19 protein-coding genes are annotated in these 22836 nt (G+C 65.6%); 10 read left to right on the top strand and 9 right to left on the bottom strand.

Annotated elements, in window-relative coordinates; genetic code table 11:
* Window positions 1-5 precede the first annotated feature (5 nt).
* A complete protein-coding gene (locus BKM74_RS07425) occupies window positions 6-3176 on the bottom strand; it encodes a WD40/YVTN/BNR-like repeat-containing protein (protein WP_086465046.1) in 3171 nt (1056 codons plus the stop codon).
* A gap of 261 nt (window positions 3177-3437) precedes the next feature.
* Here BKM74_RS07425 and BKM74_RS07420 point away from each other — a divergent pair, with 261 nt between their 5' ends.
* The 9 genes from BKM74_RS07420 (at window position 3438) to arsJ (ending at window position 12542) form a co-directional block, all read left to right on the top strand.
* Window positions 3438-3962, top strand: a complete 525-nt coding sequence (locus BKM74_RS07420; RefSeq protein ID WP_086465045.1) for a sigma-70 family RNA polymerase sigma factor — start codon at window positions 3438-3440, stop codon at window positions 3960-3962.
* 115 nt (window positions 3963-4077) lie between these two features.
* On the top strand, window positions 4078-5082 hold the full coding sequence (locus BKM74_RS07415) for a FecR family protein (protein WP_176342435.1): 1005 nt from the start codon (window positions 4078-4080) through the stop codon (window positions 5080-5082).
* 131 nt (window positions 5083-5213) lie between these two features.
* Window positions 5214-7502, top strand: a complete 2289-nt coding sequence (locus BKM74_RS07410) for a TonB-dependent receptor (RefSeq protein ID WP_086465043.1) — start codon at window positions 5214-5216, stop codon at window positions 7500-7502.
* 237 nt (window positions 7503-7739) lie between these two features.
* Complete coding sequence (locus BKM74_RS07405) at window positions 7740-8351, top strand: carbonic anhydrase (RefSeq protein ID WP_086465042.1); 612 nt, start codon at window positions 7740-7742, stop codon at window positions 8349-8351.
* 70 nt (window positions 8352-8421) lie between these two features.
* On the top strand, window positions 8422-8742 hold the full coding sequence (locus BKM74_RS07400; protein ID WP_086465084.1) for an ArsR/SmtB family transcription factor: 321 nt from the start codon (window positions 8422-8424) through the stop codon (window positions 8740-8742).
* Between the two features lie 77 nt (window positions 8743-8819).
* Window positions 8820-9848, top strand: a complete 1029-nt coding sequence (locus BKM74_RS07395) for a permease (protein WP_086465041.1) — start codon at window positions 8820-8822, stop codon at window positions 9846-9848.
* Window positions 9849-9940: 92 nt separating this feature from the next.
* Window positions 9941-10279, top strand: a complete 339-nt coding sequence (locus BKM74_RS07390) for an ArsR/SmtB family transcription factor (protein ID WP_086465040.1) — start codon at window positions 9941-9943, stop codon at window positions 10277-10279.
* Window positions 10276-11298 carry an ArsJ-associated glyceraldehyde-3-phosphate dehydrogenase gene (locus BKM74_RS07385; protein WP_086465039.1) on the top strand — a complete coding sequence of 341 codons (1023 nt, stop codon included), beginning with the start codon at window positions 10276-10278 and terminating at the stop codon, window positions 11296-11298. Before BKM74_RS07390 ends, BKM74_RS07385 begins: the two co-directional genes overlap by 4 nt.
* Window positions 11295-12542 (top strand): organoarsenical effux MFS transporter ArsJ, encoded by a 1248-nt coding sequence (arsJ, locus tag BKM74_RS07380; RefSeq protein WP_140056041.1) that lies wholly within the window; start codon window positions 11295-11297, stop codon window positions 12540-12542. Before BKM74_RS07385 ends, arsJ begins: the two co-directional genes overlap by 4 nt.
* Here the strand turns inward: arsJ and BKM74_RS18715 are convergent.
* Window positions 12533-14749: a beta strand repeat-containing protein gene (locus BKM74_RS18715; protein WP_086465038.1), complete on the bottom strand. Its 2217-nt coding sequence runs from the start codon at window positions 14747-14749 to the stop codon at window positions 12533-12535. The two genes, arsJ and BKM74_RS18715, sit on opposite strands and share 10 nt — an antisense overlap.
* Window positions 14750-14884: 135 nt before the next feature.
* On the opposite strand from BKM74_RS18715, the gene BKM74_RS07370 reads away from it, so the two are divergent.
* Window positions 14885-15994 (top strand): hypothetical protein, encoded by a 1110-nt coding sequence (locus tag BKM74_RS07370; RefSeq protein ID WP_140056040.1) that lies wholly within the window; start codon window positions 14885-14887, stop codon window positions 15992-15994.
* A 29-nt stretch (window positions 15995-16023) separates the two neighbouring features.
* Here BKM74_RS07370 and BKM74_RS07365 read toward each other — a convergent pair whose 3' ends face one another.
* The 7 genes from BKM74_RS07365 to BKM74_RS07340 all read right to left on the bottom strand — a co-directional run bounded on the left by BKM74_RS07365 (window position 16024) and on the right by BKM74_RS07340 (window position 22835).
* Entirely contained in the window at window positions 16024-16644 is a 621-nt protein-coding gene (locus tag BKM74_RS07365) for a methyltransferase domain-containing protein (protein ID WP_086465036.1), read from the bottom strand.
* Window positions 16645-16666: 22 nt separating this feature from the next.
* On the bottom strand, window positions 16667-17347 hold the full coding sequence (locus tag BKM74_RS07360; RefSeq protein ID WP_217895447.1) for a class I SAM-dependent methyltransferase: 681 nt from the start codon (window positions 17345-17347) through the stop codon (window positions 16667-16669).
* Between the two features lie 120 nt (window positions 17348-17467).
* A complete protein-coding gene (locus BKM74_RS07355; RefSeq protein ID WP_086465035.1) occupies window positions 17468-18580 on the bottom strand; it encodes an ABC transporter permease in 1113 nt (370 codons plus the stop codon).
* 3 nt (window positions 18581-18583) lie between these two features.
* The gene (gene rbbA / locus BKM74_RS07350; protein WP_086465034.1) at window positions 18584-21352 is read right to left on the bottom strand and encodes a ribosome-associated ATPase/putative transporter RbbA; all 2769 of its coding nucleotides are present in this window, start codon (window positions 21350-21352) and stop codon (window positions 18584-18586) included.
* Window positions 21349-21876 carry an HlyD family secretion protein gene (locus BKM74_RS19170; protein ID WP_407668673.1) on the bottom strand — a complete coding sequence of 176 codons (528 nt, stop codon included), beginning with the start codon at window positions 21874-21876 and terminating at the stop codon, window positions 21349-21351. The genes rbbA and BKM74_RS19170 overlap by 4 nt, the downstream gene beginning before the upstream one ends.
* 162 nt (window positions 21877-22038) lie before the next feature.
* Window positions 22039-22422, bottom strand: a complete 384-nt coding sequence (locus tag BKM74_RS19165; RefSeq protein WP_407668669.1) for an HlyD family secretion protein — start codon at window positions 22420-22422, stop codon at window positions 22039-22041.
* 104 nt (window positions 22423-22526) lie between these two features.
* Window positions 22527-22835, bottom strand: a complete 309-nt coding sequence (locus BKM74_RS07340) for a phasin family protein (protein ID WP_086465033.1) — start codon at window positions 22833-22835, stop codon at window positions 22527-22529.
* Between the last annotated feature and the right edge of the window lies 1 nt (window position 22836).

Below are 22836 nucleotides of genomic sequence, written 5' to 3'. Positions count from 1 at the left end.
TTCCCTTAGGCCGACAGATGCGTGAAGCCGGCGGTTTTCGCCGCCGCGTTCAGCGCCGCCACATCGCCTTTCAGCAGCGCCTCGAAGCCGGCGATCTTTTCATCCACCTTGCCGATGATCTCTTCCGAGACCTCACGGGCCTGCTTGGTGGGCGCGGCGTCGGCGATGGCCACGACATTGATCAGATCGACCAGCGTATCGTCGAGTCCGGCCGGGTTGCGCAGCACGTCGCGCGAGCCTTCCCGCTTGATATCGACCAGCGCGGCCTCGATGGCCTCCAGCTTGCCGATCAGCCCGCCGGCCTGTTCCGCCACCGCCTTGCCGTCAGCGCGGCCCTTGATGTCGGCGGCCTGGCGTTTCAGCAGGCGGATGCGGTTGACCGTGCCGTTCAGCCGCGACAGGCAGTCGTGCAGCTCCTTATGCAGCGCGAACTGTGCGGTGAAATCCGCCGGCTTCGTGCTGACGCGCGGATCCTTCTCGATGGTGAAGCTTTCGCTCTGCGTCTTGCCGGCAGCTTCCAGCACGACGCTGTAGCTGCCCGGCACCACCGGCGGGCCTGCCGGCGGCTCGCCATTGCCGGCCAGCGGCTTCACCTTCTGCGCGCGCAGTGCATCGTCGATCTTCACCGCCGCCGGGTACTTCATGTCCCAGATGAAGCGGTTCAGGCCCGCCTTTGTGCCGGGCTTGCGCGCCGGGGCGGCATCCTTGTCGTCGCTGGCGAAGCTGGCGATCTCGGCACCGGCTGCATCGCGGAAGCTGAGCCGCACCGGGCCGTCCGCATCCTTGTCCAGCCAGTAATAGACGATGGCGCCCTGCGGCGGATTCTCGCCGACATCGAGATGCAGGCGCTGCTTCGTACCGTCCGGCAGCGTTACATTCTCGGTGCTGCCGGAAATGCCGAAGGCCGGACCGTAGGTAATGCCGTCGCGGCCGTGGCGGCCCGCACTCCACACCAGCTTGCTGCGGATCGACGGGCGCGGCGGGAACAGCTGCACGCCCTTCGGCTGCGCCCGCAGCTTCCGCAGCGGCGTCACATCGTCCAGGATCCAGAACGACCGGCCATGGGTGGCGACCACCAGATCGCCGTTCTTCACCTTGATGTCGTAGACCGGCACGACCGGGAAGCCGCCGCCCATGCGGGTCCAGTGCGCGCCATCGTCCAGGCTGTAGAAGACGCCGGTCTCGGTGCCGGTATAGAGCAGCCCGGCGCGGACCGGGTCGGCGCGGAGAACGCGGGTGATCTCGCCCTGCGGCAGGTCGCCGGTGATCTTCTTCCAGCTCTTGCCGCCATCGGTCGAACGGAACAGGTAGGGCTTGTAGTCGGCCAGCTTGTAGCGGGTGGCCGAGACATAGATCGTGTCGGCATCCAGTTCGGACACCTCGACGCTGCCGACATAGGCCAGCTCCGGCATGTCCTTCGGCGTCACATTCTGCCAGCTCTTGCCATCGTCGCGCGTGACATGCACCAGCCCATCGTCGGTCGAGGCCCAGATCTCGCCCTTGCGGTGCTTCGATTCGTACACGCTGGCGCAGCTGGCATAGGTTTCCGCCCCGGCGCTGTCGCGGTTCAGCGGCCCGCCGGAATAATCCAGCTTGCTGGTGTCGTTGCGGCTGAGGTCAGGGGAGATTTTCTCCCAGCTCATGCCCTCGTCGCGGGTGCGGAATATGTGGTTGCCGCCAGCATAGAGCGTGCGGCTGTCATGCGGCGAGAACACGATGGGGAAGGTCCAGGCGAAGCGGTAGCGCATGTCCTTCGGCGCGATGCCGGTGGATTCCTCCGGCCAGACATTGACCAGCTGCATCTGCCGCGTGCGGTGGTCATAGCGCTGCAGCGCGCCGCTGCCGCCGGGGCTGGAGCCGATGGCGCCGATATAGACGATGTTCGCATCTTCCGGGTTCACGGCGATGAAGCCGCTTTCGCCGGTGCCCGGATAGCTGCAGTCAGCCAGCGTGATGACGCCCCATTCCGAGGCGCTGGGCACCGAGATCGAGGTGTTGTCCTGCTGCGTGCCATAGACCCGGTAAGGGTACTGGTTATCGACATCCAGCCGGTAGAACTGTGCTGTCAGCTGATTGTAGATCGACGACCAGCTTGCCCCGCCATTGAAGGAGACGCAGGCGCCGCCGTCATTGCCCTCAATCATCCGCTTCGGGTTGGCCGGGTCGATCCACAGATCGTGATTGTCGCCGTGCGGCGTGGTGACTTCGGTGAAGTTCTGGCCGCCATCGGTCGATTTCCACATCTGGAAATTGGTCACATAGACGGTGTCGGCATGGCCCGGATCGGCAAAGACATGGGTGTAGTACCAGGGCCGGTGCATCAGGTCGCGGTTGCGCGACACATGGGTCCAGCTGTCGCCGTAATCGTCCGAGCGGTAGAGGCCGATCTTGTCGTCCCCAGCCTCGACCAGTGCGAACACCCGGCCGGCCTTGGCCGCCGAGACGGAGACGCCGACCTTGCCCAGCAGGCCGCCGGGGAAGCCGGATTTTTCGGTCACTTCCTCCCAGCTGTCGCCGCCATCGAAGGAGCGGAACAGGCCGCTGCCGTCACCGCCGCTGGACAGGCTCCAGAAGCTGCGCCGCGCCTGCCAGAAACAGGCGAACAGGATGCGCGGATTGTTCGGGTCCATCGACAGCTCGACGGCACCGGCATCGGGCCCGCGATAGAGGATCTTCTCCCAGCTCTCGCCGCCATCGCGCGAGCGATAGACGCCGCGCTCCTCATTGGGGCCGAAGGCATCGCCCAGCGCCGCGACATAGAGCAGGTTGGGGTCGGTCGGATGCACGCAGATGCGGCCGATATGATGGGTCTCGGTCAGACCCATATGGCGCCAGCTGCGCCCGGCATCGGTCGAGCGGTACAGCCCGTCGCCATAGGACACGTCGAGGCGGATGGTGGTCTCGCCGGTGCCGGCATAGATCACGTTGGAATCCGACCGCGCGACGGCCAGCGCGCCGATGGTGGCGCTGGTCAGGTAGCCATCGGTCACGCAGCGCCAATAGACGCCGGCATCCTCGGTCTTCCACACACCGCCGGCGCAGGCGCCGAAATAGAAGGTCATCGGGTCATTGGCATCGCCCGCCACCGCAACCACGCGCCCACCCCTGGACGGACCGATACAACGCCACTTCAAGGCATCCAGATGTCCGGACACCGCCCCGTTTTCGTGAGCCATCCCTGTTCCCCGCCGCTGATTATCGAATGAATATTCGAAAAGACTCTTGAGACTTTCTCGCAATCCTTGCGCGGTTGGAAATGGAAATGCAAGCGCGCGCGGGCAGGGCTGATCTGCGCTGCCGTTGCATCCGGCCAGTGCGGCCGGGATATCGGCCATCCCGGTTCCCGGCGGGGAATGGATTGGCGTAAGCATCCCGGAAGTGATAATCACTCGCATTGACAGCTGAGAGATGGCTGTCCGCGAGAGGGAAATCATCGGGTGGCTGGCAATCCGGACAGGCTGGATCTGTTTCTGGCGCATCGCGGCGCATTGCTGAACTATGCCAGCAGGATCGTTGGCGACCGCGCCCATGCCGAGGATGTCGTGCAGGAGGCGTTCCTGCGGTTCGACGCCGCCGTGGTGGAGCAGGGGCCGGGCGGGCAGGGGCTGAGTGAGCCGCTGGCCTATCTTTACCGTATCGTGCGCAATCTTTCCCTCGATCTGCGCCGCAAGCTGGGGCGCGAACGCAACCGGCAGGTCGCGGATTCCGAAGAGAGCTTGGCGCAAATCGGCGAGGACCGGCCCTCGCCCGAAGCGGCGGTCGGGGCGCGGCATGAACTGGCCCTTGTCGTAGCAGCGATGGCCGAATTGCCGGAGCGAACGCGCGTCGCCCTGGAGATGCACCGTTTCGGCGGCTGCAGCCTGCGCGAGATATCCGCCCATCTCGGCATTTCGGTCGGGCTGGCGCACAGCCTCGTCACCGATGGGCTGGAGCATTGCCGCCAGCGGTTGTACCGGCGATGACGGGCAGGGCGATGACAGGCGGGGCGATGACGGGCGGGGCGATTGAACAGGACCGGGTGCCGGAGCGTCTATGATGCAGCGGGATCGACGGCACCTCGAAGGGACGGAACCAGCCATGGAACAGCGGATGGAACCGCGCAAGGCCAGCGACTGGATGGTCGCGCTGCTGGACGCGCCCGGCGATATCGCGCTGCATGCCGGCTTTGAGCGCTGGCTGGCCGCCGATCCGGCGCATGCGCGCGACTGGGAGGAAATCCGCCATACCTATGAGGTGATGGGTATAGCCACACCGCTGCATCGCCCCGAATGGGCGGCGGCGGGCGGCGCCGGGCCGCGCCCGGTGCCATCCCTGAAACCGGAAGAGAGTGCGTCACCGCCGGCCGATGGGCGCGTTGTCGCCTTCCCGCAGCGCCGCCGCGCGCTGGTGCTGGCGGTGGCGGCGATGGCCGCCTGCCTCGCTGTCATCCTGCTGCCCGATGCCGTGCTGCGCCTGCGTGCCGACCATATGAGCGCGCGCGGCCAGATCATGGAACTGGCGCTGGCCGATGGCAGCGTGGTCCAGCTTGCCCCGGACAGCGCGATTTCCGTCGATTTTGCGGAAGGCCGCCGCGCCGTCACGCTGCTGGTCGGCCAGGCCTTCTTCGAGGTGAAGCCGGATCCGGCGCATCCCTTCGAGGTTACAGCGGATACGGTCCGGACCACGGTGCTGGGCACGGCTTTCGAGGTGCGCGACGCGCATGATGTGATCAGCGTCGCCGTGCGCGAAGGCCGGGTCCGGGTTGCCGATGCCTCGGCCACGGAGATGCTGATTGCGGGCGACTGGGTGCGGTTCGGGCCGGGCGGGGCCCATCAGCGGGGCAGCATGAACCCGCAGGAGGTGGCGGCGTGGCTGGACGGGCGGCTGATCGCCCGTGACATGCCGGTGGAGCAGGCGGTGGCGGAACTCCGCCCGTACTACAGGGGCGTCGTCATCCTGCGCGGGGACAGCCTCGCCCGGCAGCCGCTGACCGGCGTGTACAGCCTGAAAGACCCGGATGCTGCCCTTGAGGCCATTGCCGCCGCGCAGGGCGCGTGGCTCTACCGGCTGTCTCCCTGGATCACCGTCATCTCCGGCGGATAAAAAAATCACTATGCCGCGTTTTTTCTGAACAGCGGCCCGCGCGCCATCGTCCTTAGGTCAGAAACTAACATTGCGTCGTATTCGCAAGATGGCGGATCGGCGTTTTCCGCTGTTCATGGGGGAGCGAAGGCATGACGGGTCATATCGGGGCAAAGAATCACGCGAAGGGGCGGGCGAAGGCGCGGGCGGCGCTGCTGGCGGCGCTGGCATTGACGACCGCCATCGGCATGGCGCTGGCGGCGCCGGGGATGGCGCAGGCGCAGGCAGCGGGGGCCGCCGGGGCCGTCGGGGCGGTCGCCCAGGCGGAACAGCGCCGCTTCGACATTCCGGCCCAGCCGCTGGCGCAGGCATTGCCCACCTTCGGCCAGCAGGCGGGCATCCAGGTATCGGCCCATGGCGATGTGGTGCGCGGCATCGCGACGCCGGGCGTCAGCGGCACCATGACGCCGGCGGCGGCGCTACAGCAGCTGCTGGCCGGCACCGGTCTCGGCTTCCGCATGACCGGCGGTGGGGCGGTGATCCTGGCGCAGCCGGAGAGCAGCTCTTCCGCCACCATGCTTTCCCCGGTGGTGGTCGAGGGCGCGGCCTCGGCGGACCCCCATGCCGGGGCCGCGGACCGCGCCAATTCCATCACCATCGGCCAGGAAGAGCTGGAGCGCCGCAATCCCGGCTCGATGAAGCAGGTCTTTGCCGGCGAGGCCAGTGTCTCGGTCGGCGGCGGCCAGCCGATGAGCCAGAAAGTCTATGTCCAGGGCGTGGAGGAGACCAACCTCGCGGTCAGCATCGATGGCGCCCGGCAGAACAACAAGGTGTTCCACCATAACGGCACCAACCTGATCGACCCGGAATTGCTGAAGCTGGCGCGCGTCGATCCGGGCGTCGCCCCCGCCGATGCCGGGCCGGGCGCGCTGGGCGGTTCCATCGTCTATGAGACGGTGGATGCCGGCGACCTTCTGAAGCCGGGCCAGTCGGTCGGCGGTTTCGTTGGCACCGAGTACAACACCAATGGCGATACGCTCGCCTTCAGCGGCTCGGCCTATGCGCGGCATGAGGGGTTCGAGGTGCTGGGCTTCTTCAAGGATGCTGACGGCAGCAACTACAAGGATGGCGATGGCCGCTCCGTCGAGGGCACCGGTGCCGGCCTGCAGAGCGTGCTGGGCAAGCTGGGCTATGAGAGCGAGTCCGGCCATCGCTTCGAGGTCTCGGCCGAGCAGGTGCATGACGAGGCGGTACGCCCGTTCCGCGCCAATATCGGCCGGCTGACCAACCGCAATGAGGGGCTGCGCGTCTATGATCTGAAGCGGCAGAACTTCGTGTTCAATTACTCTACGCCGCATGCCGAGGGGTTGTTCGACCCCAAACTGGTGCTCGGCTTCGGTCGCACTGAGCTGGGTGTGCCTACGCCCTTCGGCAGCGCCGGCGTGACCAGCAGCCTGTCCGGCAAGGTCGAGAACGACTTCAACCTCAGCCCCGGCAACACCGTGACCGTCGGCGTCGATTTCTACGATGACGAGGCGGAATACAGCGACCCGACGGTGACGATCCGCGAGGCTGCCACCAATGTCGGCGCCTATGCGCAGGCACGGCTGACCCCGATCGACCGGCTGCGCCTGTCCTTCGGCGCGCGCGCCGACCGCCACGAATTCGAAGGCGTGGACGGCAGCACGACCGATAATGACGGGGTCAGCGGCAATGCCTCGGCGGCCTATGACGCCACCGACTGGCTGACGCTGAAGGCGGGATATTCCCGTGTGTTCGGCGGCGTGGCGCTGGCCGAGAACTTCATCCTGAACGAGAACTGGACCTATACCGGCGGCATCGAGGCGGTGCGCTCCGAGAACACCAATCTGGGTTTCGAGACTCACTATAAGGGCTTTACCTTCGGGGCCGGCATCTTCCGCAGCGATTTCGACAATGCCCGCAATGAGAGCTATGGCGGCGGGGCGGCGCTGACCGCCGATTTCGAGACCAAGGGCTATAACCTCTCGGTCGGTTACAATTGGGGCCCCGGCTTCGCCCGGCTGACCTATACCGACACGGATTTCGAGATCAACGGCCAGCCCGGCGATTCCGATTTCGGCCAGTATCTCGGCACGCCGGTCGGCCAGATCTTCGCGCTGGAGGTGGCCCACAGCTTCCGGGATATCGGTCTGATGGTCGGTGGTACGCTGGATGCGGCGTTGAAGAATGATGATCCGGAGACGGCCGGGCTGCGCCCGCTCGACAGCTATGAGGCGGTCGGACTCTATGCCCAGTACACCCCGCCTTCGATGGACTATCTGACCCTGCGGGCGGAAGCGAACAACATCTTCGACGAGACCTATGCCGACCGCGCCACCTATGGCCAGGAATTCGGCAATGTCATTCCGCTCTACGAGCCGGGCCGGTCCTTCCTGGTGAAGGCGAAGGTCCGCTTCTGATATCCAGTCCCCGGTGCCGCGGCGGGACTGCATCCCGCTGCGGCATCTTCCGGCGCCGCCGCTGGATTTCATTCTGGCCGATCCTCTATGCCAGCGGGTAATGTGCAGTCTGCTCGGCCGGTTGGCTGCGTGCCACCGGCTCGGGACAAACATTTCCCGTGAGGTACTGGTGCATATCGAGACCGAGATGACGCCCCCCTGTTGGGGGATTCCTGCAATCGGTCAGGGATCGGCGCTGTGATCGACCGGCTGATCCAGAACAACCTGGCCTGGTCGATCAACCGCCAGAAGCGCGATCCCGATTATTTTCGCCGGCTGGCTGCCCAGCAGGCACCGGAGTTCCTGTGGATCGGCTGCGCCGACAGCCGGGTGCCGGCGAACGAGATCGTCGGCCTCGATCCCGGCGAGCTGTTCGTGCATCGCAACATCGCCAATCTGGCGATCCCGACCGACATCAACTTCCTGTCCGTCCTGGCCTTCGCGGTGAACGCGCTGAAGGTGCGCCACATCATCATCTGCGGCCATTATGGCTGCGGCGGTATCCGCGCCGTTCTGCGCGAGGAGAAGCATGGCATCGTCGATCACTGGCTGGAGCCGGTGCGCGAGGTGCATCGCGGCCACGCCGGCAAGCTGGCGGCCATCGGCAGCCCCGATGACCGGGCGAACGCACTGTGCGAGTACAATGTCGTTCGCCAGGTCGGCAATGTGGCGCAGACCGTCACCCTCCGGGATGCCTGGGCGCGCGGTCAGGATGTGTCGGTCCATGGCTGGATTTATGGCCTGTCAGACGGGCTGGTGCGCGACCTCGACGTCACCGTGACCGGCCCCGCTGATAGGCATAACTCCTAGAAGCTCTTGTTGTTTCGATTATTCTGGAAATACGGTTGACAGCCACGTGCGCCGGCCGCATATTCATGCCATGAACGATCTCGAAACTGCCGCTGCCCGGCTTGAGGCACTTGGAAACCCGTCCCGCCTGCGGATCTTCCGCACGCTGGTGCGCGCGGGCGATCCCGGCCTCGCGGTCGGGCAAATCCAGGAGAAGCTGGGCCTGCCGGCCTCCACCCTGTCGCATCATCTGCACCGGCTGCTGATCGCTGGTCTGGTGACGCAGGAGCGGGCGGGAACCACACTGATCTGCCGCGCCGATTTCAGCGTCATGCAGGGGCTGATCGGTTATCTGGCCGACGAGTGCTGCAAGGATGTCGGCATTATCTGCGGGAGCGAAGACGCGGCCTGAAGCCGCATTTTTCGCTACTTTATTTCTATAATTCTGGAATTATGGATTCCGGAAGGTTGCTGAAGAAAGGAACCACGATGTCCGTCGCTGAAGCCCTTCGCGCCACCCGGCTGCCAAAGCCGGACGGCGCGCTTGTCGCCCTGATCGTCATCCTGCTGGGGCTGGCGCTGTTCGCGCGAGATCAGCTTGCCCCCAGCATCGGTTTCACCGTCGATGCTTTCCTGGGGGTGCTGCCGTTCCTGCTGGTCTCTGTGGCGCTGGCCGCTGGCGCCAAGGCCAGCGGTGCGGACGCGCTGATCGCCCGCGCCTTCGTCGGGCGCGAGGTGCAGATGATCACCTTCGCCGCGCTGATCGGCGCGCTGTCGCCCTTCTGCTCCTGCGGTGTCATTCCGGTGATCGCGGCACTGCTGTCGATGGGCGTGCCGCTGGCGCCGGTGATGGCGTTCTGGCTGGCCTCGCCGATCATGGATCCGACCATGTTTGTGCTGACCCTGGGCACGCTGGGCCTCGATTTCGCCCTGGCCAAGACGGCGGCTGCCATTGGTGTCGGCCTGCTGGGCGGTTACGGCACCTATGCGCTGACCCGGGCCGGCGCGCTGGCTGATCCGCTGCGCGCGGGCATCGGCAATGGCGGCTGCGGCGCCGCCTCGATCCGCAGCCACAAGCCGGTGGTCTGGCGGTTCTGGGGCGATGATTCAAGGCTCGCCAAATTCTCCCGCGCCTCCTTCGACACGCTGCTGTTCCTCGGCAAGTGGCTGGCGCTCGCCTTCCTGCTGGAATCGCTGATGCTGGCCTATGTCCCGGCGGAGGCGGTGCGGGCCCTGGTCGGCGATGGCGGGTTCCTGTCGATCCTCGCGGCCACGCTGGTGGGTGTGCCGGCGTACCTCAACGGCTATGCCGCCTTGCCGCTGGTCGGCGGCTTCATCGGGCAGGGTATGGCACCGGGCGCGGGCATGGCTTTCCTGGTGGCCGGCGGTATTACCTCCATTCCGGCGGCCATCGCGGTCTGGGCGCTGGCGAAGAAACAGGTCTTCGCGCTCTATATCCTGTTCGCGCTCGCCGGCTCGCTGCTCAGTGGCGTGCTGTTCCAGCTCGCAGTGGCGTAAGCGGTTTCCGAATCGGCGACAAAACGCCCGGTACCCTCAGGTGCCGGGCGTTTCGTCATCAAACATTCAAATAGTTTTGCTACGGTCGAACTGTGGAAACGACAACAGCGATACGCCGCCTGACCGCGCTGGCGCAGGAGACAAGGCTGGCGATCTACCGCCTGCTGGTCCCGGCCGGGGAGGAGGGGCTGTCCGCCGGTGTGATCGCGGAGCGATTGGGCGTCTCACCGGCAACGCTCTCCTTCCATCTGAAGGAGCTGGAGCGCGCCGGGCTGCTGCAGGCACGCCGCGAGGGACGCTCGATCTGCTACGCCGCCGATTATGACGGCATGCGCGATCTGCTGTCCTTCCTGGCCGAGGATTGCTGCCATGGCCGGCCGGAACTCTGTGCGCCCCTGTCCATTCTTGCAGCCGGGGAGAAACGGCAATGACCCTGCGTGTCGGCATCAACGGGTTCGGGCGCATCGGGCGGCTGGTGCTGCGCGCGCTGGAGGACAGGCGGGCTGATCTGGCCGGGCTGGAAGTCGTCCATATCAACGAGGCCAAGGGCGATGCCGCTACCGCCGCGCATCTGCTGGAATTCGACAGCGTGCATGGACGCTGGCTGGTTCCCGTGACAGCGGAAAAGGACGCGCTGACCGTCGCTGGACGGCACATCGGCTACAGCAGCGCCACCAGCCCGGTTGACGGTCCGTGGCGGGAGGCCGGCGTCGATCTGGTGCTGGAGGCGACCGGCAAGTTCAAGACCGTCGCCGCGCTGGCACCCTATTACGAGCAGGGCGTGGGAACGGTGATCGTCGCTGCCCCGGTGAAGGAGGAGGGCGCGCTGAACATCGTCATGGGGGTGAACGACCATCTCTATGACCCGGCGCGGCACCGGCTGCTGACGGCGGCGTCCTGCACCACCAATTGCCTCGCCCCGGTGGTGAAGGTGATCCATGAGGGCATCGGCATCCGCCACGGCATGATCACCACCGTGCATGACGTGACCAACACCCAGACCATCGTCGATGCGCCGCACAAGGATCTGCGGCGCGCGCGCTCCGCCCTCAACTCGCTGATCCCGACCTCGACCGGATCGGCCACCGCCATCGGCAGGATCTTCCCGGAACTGGAGGGCAGGCTGAACGGCATCGCGGTCCGGGTGCCGCTGCTGAACGCCTCGCTGACCGACGCGGTGTTCGAGGTCGCGCGCGCGACCGACGTGGCCGAGGTGAACGCGCTGCTGAAGGCCGCCGCCGAGGGGCCGCTTGCCGGCATCCTGGGCTATGAGGAACGGCCGCTGGTCTCCGCCGACTTCCTGAACGACACGCGCTCGGCCATCGTGGATGCGCCCTCGACCATGGTGGTGGCCGGCACGCAGGTGAAGATCCTCGCCTGGTACGACAATGAAACCGGTTATGCCCACCGCATGGCCGAGCTGGCGGCGAAGGTGGCGCACAGCCTGTGAGTGTCTCCCCAACTGCAGCAGGCGATATCCGCCGCTACGCTATCGTCACCGCCGCCTATTGGGGCTTCACGCTGACCGATGGCGCGCTGCGCATGCTGGTGCTGCTGCATTTCCACACGCTGGGCTACACGCCCTTCGAGCTGGCGCTGCTGTTCCTGCTGTATGAGCTGGCGGGGATGGCGACCAATCTGGTCGGTGGCTGGGTCGGCGCGCGTTTCGGGCTGAAGCTGACGCTGCATCTGGGGCTTGCCCTGCAGATCGTGGCGCTGGGGATGCTGGCGCTGCTCGATCCCGGCTGGCCGGGACTCGTGGCGGTGGCCTATGTGGTGGCGGCGCAGGGCCTGGCCGGTATCGCTAAGGATCTGACCAAGATGAGCGCCAAGAGCGCCATCAAGCTGGTGGTGCCGGGGGAGAGCGCGGGGCTGCTGTTCCGCTGGGTGGCGCTGCTGACCGGCTCCAAGAACGCGCTGAAGGGGGTGGGCTTCTTCCTTGGCGGCGCGCTGCTGGGCGCGGTCGGCTTCGCCATGGCGCTGTGGATCATGGCGGGCGCGCTGGGGATCGTGCTGCTGGCCGTGCTGGCCTTCCTCTCCGGCGATCTTGGCCGGATGAAGCAGAAGCCGGCCTTTGCCAGCCTGTTCGCCAAGAGCAGCGCCGTGAACCGGCTGTCGGCGGCGCGGTTCTTCCTGTTCGGCGCCCGCGATACCTGGTTCGTGGTCGGCGTGCCGGTCTTCCTCTATGACGTGCTGGGCTGGAGCTTTACCGAAGTCGGCGGTTTCCTCGCCCTCTGGGTGATCGGCTATGGTTTCGTGCAGGCGGCGGCGCCGGCACTGGTGCGCCGGTCAGGCGACGGCGTTTCGCATGAGGTCAGCGCGGCGCGGCTCTGGGCCCTGCTGCTGGCGCTGCTGCCGGCCGGAATCGCCTATGCCCTGGACCGGCCGGATGTGCTGGCGCCCGATCTCGCCATCATCCTCGGCCTTGGCCTGTTCGGGCTGGTCTTCGCCATGAACTCGGCCCTGCATTCCTACCTGATCCTGGCCTATACCGACCGGGAGCGCGTGGCGCTGGATGTCGGCTTCTATTACATGGCCAATGCCGGCGGGCGACTGCTGGGCACGCTGCTGTCCGGCCTGGCCTATCAGTCGCACGGCATAACGGGCTGCCTGCTGGCGGCGGCCCTGCTGGCGGCCCTCAGCTGGCTGCTGGCGCTCAGATTGCCGCGAAACCGTCAGCCTGCTCAGGCGTAGAAGGCAGCGTCGATATCGGCGGCGGTGAGCTGGCTGATGCCGAGCAGGGTGATGGTGGCGCCGGCGACGGTCAGGACCACGCCAGTCCCGGTCACGGTCTGCATGGCGATGGCGGCTTCCGGTTCCGCCAGTGTCGCGTTCTCCACCGCCAGCCGGTCCACGCCCTGCTCGAAGTCCGTGATGGTGGGCGTCAGCACAGCGTTCGGGAAGGCCGGATCGAACCCTTTCAGGAAGAATTTGTCCGCGCCGGTACCGCCGCTCAGCGTGTCGTTGCCCATGCCGGAATAGAGCACATCGTCGCCACCGCCGCCGGTGATCGAATCATGCCCCTTGCCGCCGCGGATGGTGTCGCTGCCCTGGCCGCCGATGATGGTGTCGCTGCCCTGATTGCCCTGCGCCCAGTTATTGCCGCCGCCGGTCATGTCGATGATGTCGTTGCCATCGCGGCCGGACAGGATGTCGTTGCCGGCACCGCCGGTGATGGTGTCGTTGCCGATATTGCCCGAAAGGATGTCGCTGCCGCCACCGCCGGTGAGTTCGATGGGCTCCGGCCCGTTATGGATGGTGACGGTATCTGGGTCGGGCGGCGGCGGGGGCGCGACAGGAATCCCCCGGACCGTCAGCACGGCATCGTTGCCGGTGCCGCCGGCATAGCTGATCTGGAAGGTATAGCCGCTGCGCGTCAGGTTCGTGCCTTCGGCGAGGCCGTCGAAGGTGCCGGTGATCCCGTCCACACCGTCATTGTCGATGAGTATCAGGTTGTCGCCGATGCTGAAGCTGCCGCCGATCGAGAGGTCCAGCGTGGCGCCGCCGAGATCGACCGTGCCGGTGACGTCGATCTGGTCGTATTGGGTGCCGGCGGTGGCGCCGTTCAGCTCGAAGCTGGCGGTACCGCCGGCATTCAGGGCCAGGTCGCCGGTCTTCAAGGTGCCGGGACTGGCGCCCGCCGCGATGGTGCCGCCGCTCTGCACCGTCACGGTACCAGCCACGATACCGGTGCCGCCCAGCGTGCCGCCTGACGCGACGGTGACGGCCGAGCCGGCGGCCAGCACTCCCGTTACCGCCAGCGTGCCGGCCGAGATCATCGTCGTGCCGGTATAGGTGTTCGTGCCACTTAGCGTCAGCGTGCCGGTGCCGGTCTTTTCCAGCGACCCGGTGCCGAGGATGACATTTCCCATCGTCAAGGCGATGGCGCTGGAGAGTTCCAGCGTGCCGGCATTGGCGATATTGCCGGTGATGGTGGAGCCGGATTCCAGCGTCAGCTTGTTGGTGCCGCCGGTGAAGTTGATGGCGTTGGCGCGGGTCGTGCCGTCGCCGCCCAGACCGCCGCTGATCGTGCCGCTGTTGGTGATGGTCAGGCCGCTGCCGGTGATGCCGACGCCGCCCGTGCCATGGGTGCCGGCATTGCCATCGACGCCGCCGGCCCCCCGTTCGCCGCCGGCCCCGCCCTGGATTGTGCCGGAATTGGTGATCGGGATCGCAGCGCTGACAGTTGAGGTGATCGCCGCGCCACCAGCGCCGCCATTGCCGCCATCGCCGTCGCGGAACAGGGTTCCACCGCCATCGCCGCCATCGCCGCCGCTGATTGTGCCCTGATTATCGAGAGTGGAGTTGGTTCCGGCCAGCCTTACCGCAAACTCGGCGCCGTCGCCGCCGGCCCCGCCATCCTCGAACAGGGGCGCCAAAGTGGCTGGAAACGGCCCGGTAAAGCCCAGCGCTGTCAGCGGCGTGTTGTTGTTGTTAGTCAAAGTGATGGTTTCGATGACACTGGTGCCCTGGCCGATGGTCATCGTGTCATTGGTGCCGGTCGCGGTGGCGCTGGCGGAAATGTTCGTGAAGGCGGCATCGATCTTGGCGGCGACATCCACCAAAGTCTCGCCAGCATTGATCGTTATGGTTTTCGTGGTGCCATCGACCTTGACATCGATGCTGTCGCCGGCGGCGATGCCGGCCTGGCCCGCCAGGGCGACGGTGCTATCGATGCCCGCGGTGGTGCTGATGTTGCTCTTTGCATCGCCGGCAACCAGCCCGCGACCTTTGCCGCCATTGCCGCCATTGGCTCCGCCGGTGCTCGTAAACACCGTGTCACCATCACTGCCGAGAGAAACCGCACCAGTACCGTTGGCACCGGCATTACCCACCGTACCGGTAAAACCCGACCCATCGGCGCCAGCGGGTCCGTTTGATATAGTAGTAAACGTGGTCATGGTTCCGCCTGTGTTTCAGCGCACATTCCAGCGCACGGTTGCGGAACCCATGCGCGAATACATCCGGGAAGGAAACCCAACTTCCAAAAAAGACAAAGATTCCAATCAGTGCGTTTAATTTTATATATAATTTCCATGTTATTTGATTTTTCATTCGGCAGGCTTAATCGCAGAAAACCTTTCATTTTTATCGCATTTGGAGAGATATTGCTTTTTCACGGAAAGAGTTTCGCGTTTCCCCTTGAATTTTCTCTCAATAGCGGCATTTTCAGATTTCCAATTATTGGAAATTGGAAATTATCGATTCGCTGGTTCCACCAGCCTCCCCGTCCGCATCACCAGGTTGCGATGAGCATCGATTTTCCGCAGAAGCTTCGCCTCGTTCAGATCGTCACCGGATGCGCGACCCAGAAGGAGATGTATGCGCGCTTCAAGGCGCTGAACCCGCAGACCGGCTACGACCCGCAGCGTGCGTATAAATGGCTTCAGGGGCGCTCCACCCCGCGCGACGCCTCGGTGTTCGAGGATATCGCCCGGCTCCTGGATCTGGAGGTGCCCGGCGAGGCGGTTCGCAACAGCACCATCGACGAGTTCCGCGCCCTGGTTGAAGCGCGCAAGGGGCCGCTGCCGGCGGAGGTGGTGCCGGTACTGTCGGCCGGTACAATGCGGTTGCCGGCTTATCTCGCCGGTCGCTATCTGGCAATCTCCAGGGCATGGGCGCCGGATCGGCGCGAGTCTATCCTGGCGGGTATCCTGACGCTGGCATTCGATTCCATGGCGGGCATGACGGCCCGTTATGAGGAATATCTGCCGGCCGGCCATCTGGATGTGACAGGGGCGATGCAGCGGGTCGGCCGCAGCATGCGGGCGACGGGAATCAACATCGAGGACGAAATCTTCATCGATTTCTGCCTGCAGATTCCGCCAGCGCCGGCGACCATGCTCTACGGCATTATCAGCGGCGCGGCGTTTCACGATCTGGAGATGCGCCCGTCAGCCTGCAAGATCATCTGCCTGCGTGCCGATTCGGTGCCCTTTGATACCCTCCGGGAGGTCAGCGGTTACCATTCCAACGCGCCGGAGACGATCAGCGATGTGGTTCTGGCGGCCGGATTGCCCCGGGAGCAGGCGTCGGTTTTCGGCAAGGGAACGCATGCGTTCCTCGCCGCGAGCGAACCCGGCCTGATCAGCGTGACACCATCCGAACTGGCGTCCCTGCTTGCGAGCGCCTACCCGAAGGGGTGACGCGGCTAAACCGCCTTCTGCGCGTGCTCTCAGCCTGAGGCCGCATCCTGGGGCAGGGCGTCGAACACCGCCATCTGGCTGGGGCCGCCAAGCGTCGGGTGATGGCCGGCGATATCGCGGCAGACCATGGAATATCGCTGGCGTTCGGCAACGCCTTCGGCCCATTTCAGGAATTTCGCGCGGTCCCATTCGAAGCGGTGGCCGGGATGACGGAAACGGTGTGGAGGCACGCCTAGCAGCGGATTATATTCGGCATTCGGCGTGGTGATGATCACGGTCGCCGGGCGCATCGCCACGAAAATATTGCGCTCCAGCACCGACAGCCGGCCCGGATCGATATGCTCGATGGTTTCCAGCAGGATCGCGCAATCGAAGCCGGCGAGCGCAGCACCACCCTCCGTCATCGAGCCATGGACCAGCCTGATCTCCGGTCTGTTTTCGCTGGCGGCCTCTTCGAGGCGGCGTTGCAGTCGAGACAGCGCGGCAGGGTCGGTATCCACGCCGACGATCCGCTCGATCCCCGGATCGAGGGCAAGCGGCAGGAGAAGATCGCCATCGCCGCAGCCGAGATCGAGGATGCGGCGCGCGCGCCTGTCGCGGATAATGGCGCGCACGGCATTCAGCCGTTCCTCATGCAGCCATGTCGTCAACTTGCAACCCTCCCGGCTACATCTAAAGTTTGCGGAAGATCCATACGCTTTGCTCCGCCATGACCAGTTTCCATCCCAGCCAGGAAGCCAGCCACTCAAAGGTTTCGGGCGCGTAGAAGCTGACATGGCTGATCTCGCGTGCGTACCACCAGTTCGGAAAATCGGTATCCCCGGTCAATGGCTGGGTCATGAGGCCAAGCAGGGCACCTGGCTTCAGCAGCCGCTGCAAAATGGCGAAGTCGCGCGCCGGCACATGGAAATGTTCGACGGCTTCCGTGCAGGTGACAAAATCATACTGCCGGGAAAGGCAATCACGGTCCGGCACGTAAACAGGATCGTAATTCACCATGTGATGACCCTGTTCGCGCAGTATCGTCGCGATCGCCGGGCCGGGACCGCAGCCAAAATCCAGCCCCTGCGACCCCGGCTCGATCAGCGGCAGCATCCGGTCCAGCAGCTTTGCCAGAAAGCGCCTGTAGCCAGGGTCGGCCGGGTCGTTCTCGTGCAGGTCGTATTCCGCCTTTTCCGCCGCGCGGGAGGGCAGGTGGGACGGTTCCAGGAATGTCAGGTGGCACTGGCCGCAGCGCTGGTAGGGGCGCCCGTACGCGACTTGCCAGGGGGCGGCCGATGTCGCGCCGCAGAGCGGGCAGGACTGTCGGGAACGGGGTTCGCTCGTCGATAAAATGAATTTTCTCCAGGGCAATGCCTGTGCAGATAAGCGCGGATCGCGTCCCGTATCCAGCCCTTCGGGACAGGGGTGTGGATTGGAGCAGGTTGATGCGGATGCCGGTCAGCGCCGGTTCCCGCCTCTCAGGCCCGCCTCTTAAGACAGGAAGCGCCTGAAGCGGCGCAGCGCCAGGAAGAACAGCACCGCGCCGATGGCCAGCAGCCCCAGCAATTGCGGCCAGACCGCCGCCAGCCCGGCGCCCCGGAACAGCACAGTCTGGGCCAGGATGACGAAATGCGTGTTGGGCGCGGCCAGCATCAGCATCTGGATGATCTCCGGCATGCTCTCGCGCGGCGTCATGGCGCCCGAGAGCATCTGCAGCGGCAGCAGCACCAGGATCATCAGCAGGCCGAATTGCGGCATCGAGCCGGCGACGGTGGCCAGGAAGATCCCCATGCAGGTGGTGGCGAACAGGTGCAGCGCCATGCCGGCCATGAACAGCGCAATGGAGCCCTGGATCGGGACATCCAGCAGTCCCTGCACCACGACCAGCAGCGAGAAGCCGGCGGCGACCAGCACGACCAGCCCCATCGCCCAGATCTTCGCCAGCATGATTTCCACCGGCGCCACCGGCATGACCAGCAGATGTTCGATGGTGCCGTGCTCGCGCTCGCGGATCAGGGCGGCGCCGCTCAGCACGATGGACAGCATGGTGATCGCATCGACGATCTCGGTGATGGCGCCGAACCAGCCCTTGTTCAGCTCCTGATTGAAGCGCGCGCGCAGGGTCAGTTCGACCGGCAGCACTGTTTCGGCGCGGTGGCCTTCCAGGAATTCGTCGATATCGCTGGTGACGATGGACTGAATATAGCCACCGCCGGTGAAGGCCTGGGTGATGCGGGTGGCGTCGATGTTGAGCTGCAGCGTCGGCGACCGGCCGGCCAGCAGGTCACGCTGGAAGTTCGGCGGGATATCGAGCGCGAACGTGTCCAGCCCGGCATCCATGCGGCTGTCCATTTCGGACTGGCCGATGAATTCGGGCGGTACGAAGAAGGGCGGGTAGAAGGCGTTTGCGAGGCGCGCCGACAGTGGCGAGCGGTCCTCGTCCACGATGGCGATGCTGGCGCGGCTCAGCGTTTCCGGCATCGCCTTGGAGGCGATGTAGATCGAGGCGGTGAAGGCATAGGCGATCAGGATCATCAGCGCGGGGTCGCGCGCCAGGCCCCACAGCTCCTTCACGCCCAGCCGGTAGATGGTGGATATCCGCATGGCTCAGCGCGCCTGTTTTTTCAGCAGCAGCGTGCCGAGGCCCAGCAGCACCGGCACGGCGATCAGCAGCGGCAGGAAGGAACCGGATAGGTCGCCGAAATCCAGCGCCTTGGAGAAGGTGCCGCGCGAGATCGTCACGAAATACGTCGTCGGGTAGATCCGGCCGATCAGCGCGCCAGCACCCTCCAGCGTGGAGACCGGGTCGATGATGCCGGAAAACTGCACCGCCGGGATCAGCGTCAGCAGGGTGGTGCCGAAGATCGCCGCGATCTGGCTGCGCATGAAGCTGGAGATCACCAGCCCCATCGCGGTGGTCGCCAGCACATAGAGCAAGGCGGCGACGAAGAAGGTCAGGAAGCTGCCGGTGAAGGGCACGCCGAACAGGAACACCGCGCAGCCGGCCAGGATCAGGAAGTTCAGCAGGGCCAGCCCGACATAGGGAAGCTGCTTGCCGAGCAGGAATTCCAGCCTTGTAACCGGCGTCACGTAGAAATTGACGATGGAGCCCAGCTCCTTCTCGCGCACGATGCTGAGCGCCGCCAGCATCGCCGGGATCAGCATCAGCAGCAGCGGGATCATCGCCGGCACCATGGCGACCAGGCTGCGGATATCGGGGTTGTAGCGGTAGCGCATGGCAAGCTGGAAATCCGGCGTGATCGCCGCGTCGCCATAGAGTTCGCGCGCCTTCTGGGTCAGCCAGTGGGCGTGGATACCCTGCACATAGCCGCGCACCGTCTCTGCCCGTGTCGGCATGGCGCCGTCGATCCAGGCGCCGACCTCCACCGTGCGGCCGCGCGCGATGTCGCGGGCGAAGCCGGGCGGGATTTCGATGGCGAGGCTGAGATCGCCGCTGCGCATGCGGCGGTCGAGATCGGCATAGTCGCTGAGCGGCGGCATTTCGATGAAATAGCGCGATCCGGCGAGTTGCAGGCTGTAATCGCGGCTGACCGTGGTGTCGTCGCGGTCGAGCACGGCGAAAGTCAAATCCTCGACATCCATGTTGATGCCGTATCCCATCACGAACAGCAGGATGAGGCTGCCCAGCAGGGCGAGCGTCGCGCGGATCGGGTCGCGCCGCAGCTCCAGCGCCTCGCGCTGGCTGTAGGCCAGCATCCGCCGCGGATCGAATGCCAGCGGAGCAGGTGCCGGCACGGACGCTTCCTCCTGGGGCAGGGCGATGCTTTCCGCGACCCCATTTTCGGCCTCACCGCCGTCCGCCGCCCCACCTTCTAAGGCGATGGCGTCCTCCAGATAGGCGATGAAGGCATCTTCCAGCGTTGCCACGCCGCACCCCTCGACAATGGCTTGCGGCGCATCGCTGACCAGCACCTTGCCGGCATGCATCAGCGAGACGCGGTCGCACAGCGCCGCCTCGTTCATGAAGTGGGTGGAGACGAAGATCGTCACATTGTCCTGGCGCGACAGGTCCGCCAGGATTTCCCAGAACCGGTCGCGCGCCACCGGATCGACGCCGGAGGTGGGCTCGTCGAGGATCAGCATTTCGGGGGCGTGGATCATCGCCACGGCCAGCGACAGGCGCTGCCGGATGCCCAGCGGCAGGGCGTCGGGGAGCGCGTCCATGACATCCTCCAGCCCGAAACGGCTGGCCATCTCCGCGATGCGGGCGGGGATCGTCGCCGGCGGCAAGGCGAACAGCCTGGCGTGCAGCTCCAGATTCTGGTGCACCGTCAATTCGGTATAGAGCGAGAAGGCCTGCGACATGTACCCGACCCGCCGGCGCATCTCGAAATTACCGGACTCGACCGTCCGCCCGAACAGCCAGGCCTCGCCCTCGCTGGCCGCCAGCAGGCCGGTCAGCATCTTCATGGTGGTTGTCTTGCCGCAACCGTTGGACCCCAGGAAACCGAAAATCTCGCCGCGCGCGATGGTGAAGCTCACCTTGTCCACGGCGGTGAAGTCGCCGAACCGCATCGTCAGGTTTTCGGCGCGGATCGCGATATCTTCCGGCCCATCGGCCGGGCGCGGCGGCATGGCGATGGCGTGGTAGCCCTGTCGTCCATCCTCCGGCAGCAGGGAGATGAAGGCGGTATCCAGAGTCTCCGCACCGGTGCGCTTCAACAGCTCGTCCGGCGTGCCGGTGGCAAGCACGCGCCCGGCATTCATCGCCACCAGCCAGTCGAAGCGTGCCGCCTCTTCCATATAGGCGGTGGCGACGATCACGCTCATGCCCGGGCGTCCGGCCCGGATGCCGTCGATCAGTTCCCAGAACTGGCGGCGCGACAGCGGATCGACGCCGGTGGTCGGCTCGTCCAGAATCAGCAGGTCGGGGTCGTGGATCAGCGCGCAGCACAGGCCTAGCTTCTGCTTCATGCCCCCTGACAGCTTGCCGGCCGGGCGGTCAGCGAAGGCGGCGAGCCCGGTATCCTTCAGCAGTGCGGCGATACGGCGCTGCCGTTCATGTCGGGCATGGCCGAACAGCCGCCCGAAGAAATCGACATTCTCGAACACCGAGAGGGTGGCGTACAGATTGCGCCCCAGCCCCTGCGGCATATAGGCGATGCGCGGGCCGGCCGCCTGCCGGTGCCTTGTATCGGCCATGTCGCCGCCCAGCACCTCGATGCGGCCTTCACGAATCATCCGCGCGCCTGCGATCAGCGACAGCAGGCTGGATTTCCCCACCCCGTCCGGGCCGATCAGCCCGACGATACGGCCCGCCGGGATGTCGAGGCTGACACCCTCCAGCGCCCTTGTCTTTCCGAAGGACAGGCCGACGCCGGACAGGCGCGCGACGGGTGCCGGCGTGGCGTTCATTGCACGAGATTGCGGTCGAGTTCGGCCGGCCACGCGACCTGCGGATCGACACGCAGATAGGCCATGCCGGGCAGGCCGGTCTTCACCTGCCTGATATGCTTCTGCAGCAGTTCCTTGTCGATATGCGCCTTGATCCGGAACATCAGCTTCTGGCGCTCCTCCGCCGTCTCCACGGTTTTCGGCGTGAATTGCGCGACATCGGCGACAAAGGTGACCCGGGCGGGGATCACATATTGCGGGGCGGCGTCGAGGACAAGCCGTACCTCGGTGCCGATGGCGATGCGCCCGGCCTCGCCGGTGGGCAGGAAGAAGGTCATGTAGACATCGCTGAGATCGACCAGGTTCAGGATGCGCCCGCCGGCAGACAGTACCTCGCCAGACTGCGCCACCCGGTATTGAACGCGGCCGTCGCGCGGCGAGACGAGGGTGCTGTCGTCGATATCCGCACTGATGCTCTCGATGGCGGCCCGGGCCGCATCGACCGACGCCTCGGCATCGATCACCTGGGCCTTCGCGGCGCCGATCGCGGCCTCGTTGGCGGCCAGCTGCGCGCGGGCTGCCTCCAGCGCTGCCTGGGCGCCCTGGGTGGCGGCGCGGTCGTCGTCCAGAACCTGGCGGGAGACATTGCCGCGCTGGGCGAGCTGTTCGGAGCGTTCGAGCTTGCTGGTAGCGGCGTCGAGCTGTGCCTAGCGCTGGGCGATGATGGCCAGCGCCGCGGCGCGCTCCGCCTCGCGCTGCACCACCAGGCTTTTCGCCGTGTCGATGCCGATCCGCGCGCGCTGCAGCTGTGCCTCGGCCTGCCGGCGCTGCGCCTCCAGTTGCGTTGTGTCCATGCGCGCCAGCACCTGGCCGGCCTCGATGAAATCCCCCTCATTGACGAGAATCTCCGCGATGCGGCCAGGGGCCTTGGTGGAAACGTCGATCTCCACCGCCTCGATGCGGCCATTGCCACTGGCGATGCCCTCCGGCAGTCCGCCATCGGCCAGCTTCTGCCAGGCGACATATCCGCCGCCGAGGGCGAGCAGCACGGCCACCAGCAGGATCGATGATCGTTTTGTCCAGGCACCCATCGGCAGGCCTCATCTGAGTCAAAAGAAGAAAGCAGAATGACAGATGCCGGCGATCCCGTTGAGTGGAACCGCCGGCGTCAGGTCATATCAGGCATGGTTCCCGCTTATGCCTGCGGGGGCAGCTGCGTGGCGTCCTGCATCAGTTTTGCCGATTTCGTCGCTTCGCTGGCATAATCTTCCATGGCGCCGCGAAAGAACGCCGTCTGCCGCTCGAGAAGCTCGGACGGGTTCCGGCATTTCGCCAGCGACTGCATGTGGTCGGCCTGTGCGCGCAGGCGCTTTGCCGTGAAGCTCAGCATCTCGTCGCACAATTGCAGGGGAGTATCCGACAGGGATTTCATCCAGTCGGTGCCGAAGGCGAAGGGCGGGAAGGCCGGCGCTTGCTTCGGGGCGGCAGTCTTGTCGCTAGACATG

Source organism: Oceanibaculum nanhaiense (genome assembly GCF_002148795.1).
In the GTDB taxonomy this organism is placed as follows: domain Bacteria; phylum Pseudomonadota; class Alphaproteobacteria; order Oceanibaculales; family Oceanibaculaceae; genus Oceanibaculum; species Oceanibaculum nanhaiense.
The sequence above is the reverse complement of the archived record's forward strand: the minus strand, read 5'-3'. Positions and strand labels throughout refer to the sequence as shown.

Excerpts from the sequence above, each read along its gene's own strand:
- BKM74_RS07340 (WP_086465033.1), bottom strand. The coding sequence starts at position 22,835 with ATGTCTAGCGACAAGACTGCCGCCCCGAAGCAAGCGCCGGCCTTCCCG.
- BKM74_RS07355 (WP_086465035.1), bottom strand. The coding sequence starts at position 18,580 with ATGCGGATATCCACCATCTACCGGCTGGGCGTGAAGGAGCTGTGGGGC.
- BKM74_RS07395 (WP_086465041.1), top strand. The coding sequence starts at position 8,820 with ATGTCCGTCGCTGAAGCCCTTCGCGCCACCCGGCTGCCAAAGCCGGAC.
- BKM74_RS07370 (WP_140056040.1), top strand. The coding sequence starts at position 14,885 with ATGTTATTTGATTTTTCATTCGGCAGGCTTAATCGCAGAAAACCTTTC.
- BKM74_RS07425 (WP_086465046.1), bottom strand. The coding sequence starts at position 3,176 with ATGGCTCACGAAAACGGGGCGGTGTCCGGACATCTGGATGCCTTGAAG.
- BKM74_RS07415 (WP_176342435.1), top strand. The coding sequence starts at position 4,078 with ATGGAACAGCGGATGGAACCGCGCAAGGCCAGCGACTGGATGGTCGCG.
- BKM74_RS19165 (WP_407668669.1), bottom strand. The coding sequence starts at position 22,422 with ATGGGTGCCTGGACAAAACGATCATCGATCCTGCTGGTGGCCGTGCTG.
- BKM74_RS07385 (WP_086465039.1), top strand. The coding sequence starts at position 10,276 with ATGACCCTGCGTGTCGGCATCAACGGGTTCGGGCGCATCGGGCGGCTG.
- rbbA (WP_086465034.1), bottom strand. The coding sequence starts at position 21,352 with ATGAACGCCACGCCGGCACCCGTCGCGCGCCTGTCCGGCGTCGGCCTG.
- BKM74_RS07400 (WP_086465084.1), top strand. The coding sequence starts at position 8,422 with ATGAACGATCTCGAAACTGCCGCTGCCCGGCTTGAGGCACTTGGAAAC.
- BKM74_RS07410 (WP_086465043.1), top strand. The coding sequence starts at position 5,214 with ATGACGGGTCATATCGGGGCAAAGAATCACGCGAAGGGGCGGGCGAAG.
- BKM74_RS18715 (WP_086465038.1), bottom strand. The coding sequence starts at position 14,749 with ATGACCACGTTTACTACTATATCAAACGGACCCGCTGGCGCCGATGGG.